4 protein-coding genes are annotated in these 3750 nt (G+C 37.3%); 1 reads left to right on the top strand and 3 read right to left on the bottom strand.

From position 1 onward, the window contains the following. Both ACYVTD_RS10470 and ACYVTD_RS10465 read right to left on the bottom strand, forming a co-directional pair. Nucleotides 1–191: zinc-ribbon domain-containing protein (locus tag ACYVTD_RS10470; RefSeq protein ID WP_461247720.1), on the bottom strand; the 191-nt coding region annotated here is incomplete at its 3' end. 65 nt (nt 192–256) lie between these two features. Further along, nucleotides 257–613 carry an FmdB family zinc ribbon protein gene (locus ACYVTD_RS10465; protein WP_461247719.1) on the bottom strand — a complete coding sequence of 119 codons (357 nt, stop codon included), beginning with the start codon at nt 611–613 and terminating at the stop codon, nt 257–259. A 121-nt stretch (nt 614–734) separates the two neighbouring features. On the opposite strand from ACYVTD_RS10465, the gene ACYVTD_RS10460 reads away from it, so the two are divergent. Beyond that, the gene (locus ACYVTD_RS10460) at nt 735–2918 is read left to right on the top strand and encodes a methyl-accepting chemotaxis protein (protein WP_461247718.1); all 2184 of its coding nucleotides are present in this window, start codon (nt 735–737) and stop codon (nt 2916–2918) included. Between the two features lie 476 nt (nt 2919–3394). On the opposite strand, the gene ACYVTD_RS10455 is transcribed toward ACYVTD_RS10460, so the two are convergent. Continuing rightward, nucleotides 3395–3750, bottom strand: a 356-nt coding sequence (locus ACYVTD_RS10455; protein ID WP_461247717.1) for a hypothetical protein, incomplete at its 5' end; no start/stop codon positions are given.

Here is a 3750-nt window from a genome sequence, read left to right as displayed (position 1 = left end):
TGTTTTGGGGGCGGGGCGGCTGAATATCCGCACATTGGACAGCCGTTTTTAAACATTCTGTCATTGCCGGAATAGCCGCAAGCAGGACACCTTATGGAAGCGAAAATACGTCCGCAATAGGGGCATTTTTTAACTTCGTCCCCTACCTCGTATCCACAATTATCACAAAAAAAACGCGGTTTTTTATTCAAAACAAACCCCTAAAATACAAATAATCGTTGAGTTAATCATTTCTTCTATAATTATCGGTATTTTTTTACGCCTGACATGAAGTTGAAGCGCCTTTTTTGGGACATTCACTGCATGGGGAAGATGCCGCAGGCGTTGATTGGGAACTTTCGCTTTTTTTTGTTTTTTTATCGGAAGACGGCTTTGAGTTGGCTTCTGTTGTACTTTTACCTTTATCGGTTACATAAAACCCAGAGCCTTTAAAAATTACGCCCGCTCCGCCGAAAATTAAGCGGCGGACTTCTTTACCGCATTTTGGACATTCTTTTAAAGGCGGATCATTCATAGACTGAAAAACTTCAAAAGTGTGAGAACAATTTTTACATTCGTATTCATAAGTTGGCATGATTGTTTTAATTATAATGAAAATATTAATTTTCTTCAATAGTTGTAAGAAAAAAACGCAAACATGCAAATAATTATATTTAAAAACCAAGATTTATAACATTTATTATAGAAGCGGTAAAGAACGGAACGATACATTTATCTTATATAAGGGGAAAAATATGAAAATCAGTTTTAAACTTATGTCTATTATGACCGCGCTTGGCTTATTCGCCATTGCCGCCGTTTCTGTTACTTTGCTTGTCCGTTCCCGAAGCAGTATTCTAAAACTTTCGGAACAATACGCAGTTACTATGGCAAATGATTCCGCCGCTGATATTACAAATTTTGTTGACTCTTACATGCACAAGGTGGAAACTGTAGCTCATGTTATGGAACAATACCGTTACATGATAATCGCCAACCGCCGTACTTTTTTTAATTTTATTCTCGATGGCATAACGCGGGAAAACCCCGGAGTTATAGCGACATGGTGCGTATGGGAACCTGACGTTTTGGAAGGCGACGATAAACAATTCATGGGAACAAAAGGAACAAGTATAACAGGACGTTTCGCCCCCTACTATTATTGGGATAACGGAACTGTCAAGATGACTGTTCTGGAAGATTTCGAAGACCCTGCTTATGTTCTACCGAAAAAATCGGGGCTTCCCGTAATTTTGGATCCATACGAGTACAATGTAGGCGGAAAAACATTATTGATAACATCTATTTCTTTTCCGATACGCAACGGCGATAATGTTGTGGGCGTTATAGGTTTTGATCTTCCCCTAGCGGACATTCAAAATATTTCTCAGACTCAAAAACCTTTTCCCGATTCTGTAACCGCCGTATTCAGCAATAGCGGAACTATAATAGCGCATTTTGATGAAAGTCGTATCGGGAAAAATATTAAAGATACCGAAGGCGATATGGCGGGCAAATATCTTGATAGTTTTATTAACTCGGTAAAAATGGGAAAACCTTATTCTTTTAAAAATTACATAGAAACAATAGATGAGGAAATGATAATATTTATCATTCCTATTACCTTTGGAGATACGAAAATCACATGGAGTTATGCGATAGCCCTTATGGTCGATACGGTAATGGCTCCTGTCTATGAAATGCTTTTTATAACTATACTGATAAGCGTTCTTGTTTTGGCTATTGTAGTTTCAGCTTCAGTATTTTTGTCCCGTTCCATAAGCAAACCCATTGTTTATGCATCTGACACTTTAAAAGATATTTCCGAAGGTGAGGGTGATCTTACAAGGAGCCTTGCCGTCAATTCGCGGGACGAAATTGGCAACCTTGCCCTGTACTTTAACAAAACGCTGGAAAAAATAAGAAGTCTTGTCATAATCATAAAAAATGAATCAGGAAATCTTAACAACACGGGCAACGAGCTTGCAAGCAACATGACGGAAACAGCGGCGGCGATTAACCAGATTAACGCTAACATACAAAGTATGAAAGGACGAGTTATGAACCAGAGCGCGAGTGTAAGCGAAACACATGCTACTATGGAACAGGTTGTCACTAATATCAACAAACTTAACAATCATGTTGAGAATCAGAGTAACAATGTATCGCAGGCATCGTCCGCCATAGAGGAAATGGTTGCAAATATTCATTCGGTTACCGAGACTCTTGTAAAAAATACTGACAATGTAAAAACTTTAAGGGACGCTTCCGAAGCCGGCAGAACAGGATTGGAAGAAATGGCTAGCGATATTCAAGAGATAGCCATTGAATCCGAAGGGCTTATGGAAATTAACTCCGTTATGGATAATATAGCGAGTCAGACTAATTTGCTTTCGATGAACGCCGCGATTGAGGCGGCTCACGCCGGAGACGCGGGCAGAGGCTTTGCGGTAGTAGCGGACGAAATACGCAAGTTAGCTGAAAATTCAAGCGAACAGTCAAAAATTATCGGCAGTGTTTTAAAGAAGATAAAAAATTCGATAGACAAAGTTATTCTTTCCACCGCTAATGTGAATAGAAAATTTGAAGCGATTGATTCTAACATAAAAATAGTATCCGAGCAGGAAGAAAATATTTTAAGCGCGATGGAAGAACAGGGCAAAGGAAGCAAGCAGATACTTGATGTTGTTAATAATGTGAATGAAATCACAAGGCAGGTAAAAAGCGGCTCCAATGAAATGCTTGAAGGGGCAAATGAGGTTATACAGGAAAGCAACAATCTGGAGAAAACAACACAGGAGATAACTGGAGGAATGAACGAAATGGCTTCCGGCGCGGAGCAGATAAATACCGCCGTACATCATGTTAATGAGATAAGCTCTAAAAACCGCGAAGGGATTGATACGCTGGTACGCGAGGTTTCGCGGTTTAAGGTTTAAGGGTTTTAGGCTGGGTAAATAGAAGATCTACCACGAACCACACGAACCAATGCGAACAACGACAAGATATGCGCTAAAAGTTCGTGGGTCGTGGTAGGAATTTTGGTGTTAGCTACCACTTGCGCGTCCATTGTTTTACAAGTAACTTTTAATTCTAAATATATTGACGGTTTATTTTATTCGCAAATATTATTTTTTCCTTTTTCAGTTTTTTCATACCATTTAATAAATTCTTCTGATATAGTTTTAAATGTCAATTTATCCAATTTATTACAGATTATTTCATCTTTATCATCATGTATCTGGTACAAAATATGTACATTCTTTTCGCAATCCATATATATAAACGATTTTGTTCCATCAAACATTTCACCCTAATTAGTCATAAAATCAAAAATTGTAAATACTATTTTTCGTTGCCTATCCAGCGTTAGGCGACGTACTTTTACCGACCTTTAAGCGAAGTGCCGATTGTTTTAATATGTTTTATTTAAAAAATTTTTCCGTAAATAAGGATGAATTAATGCGTGTTGGTAGGGAGTGACCCATAATAAATTATTCTCATTATTGTTAAAACAATTTCCATCAACATGATGTACATATTTATAAATATTGAAATTTAAGTCGGGATCTGTTTTAAGTCTTTTTGGAAAAGTTTCAGCAACTAATCGATGGACAATGGTGAAGAAATCATCACCAACTAATACTGGATAGTTAAATTTTAACCCATTCTTTTCTTTTTTTTGAACCATTTTCTCAATGTTAATTATTTCATTCATATCATTTTCTAACTTAATTCTACCAAAATTACTAACTTTCATACATATATTAT

It is taken from the genome of Treponema sp. R6D11, from assembly GCF_054786075.1.
This window is presented reverse-complemented; position numbering and strand designations above follow the sequence as displayed.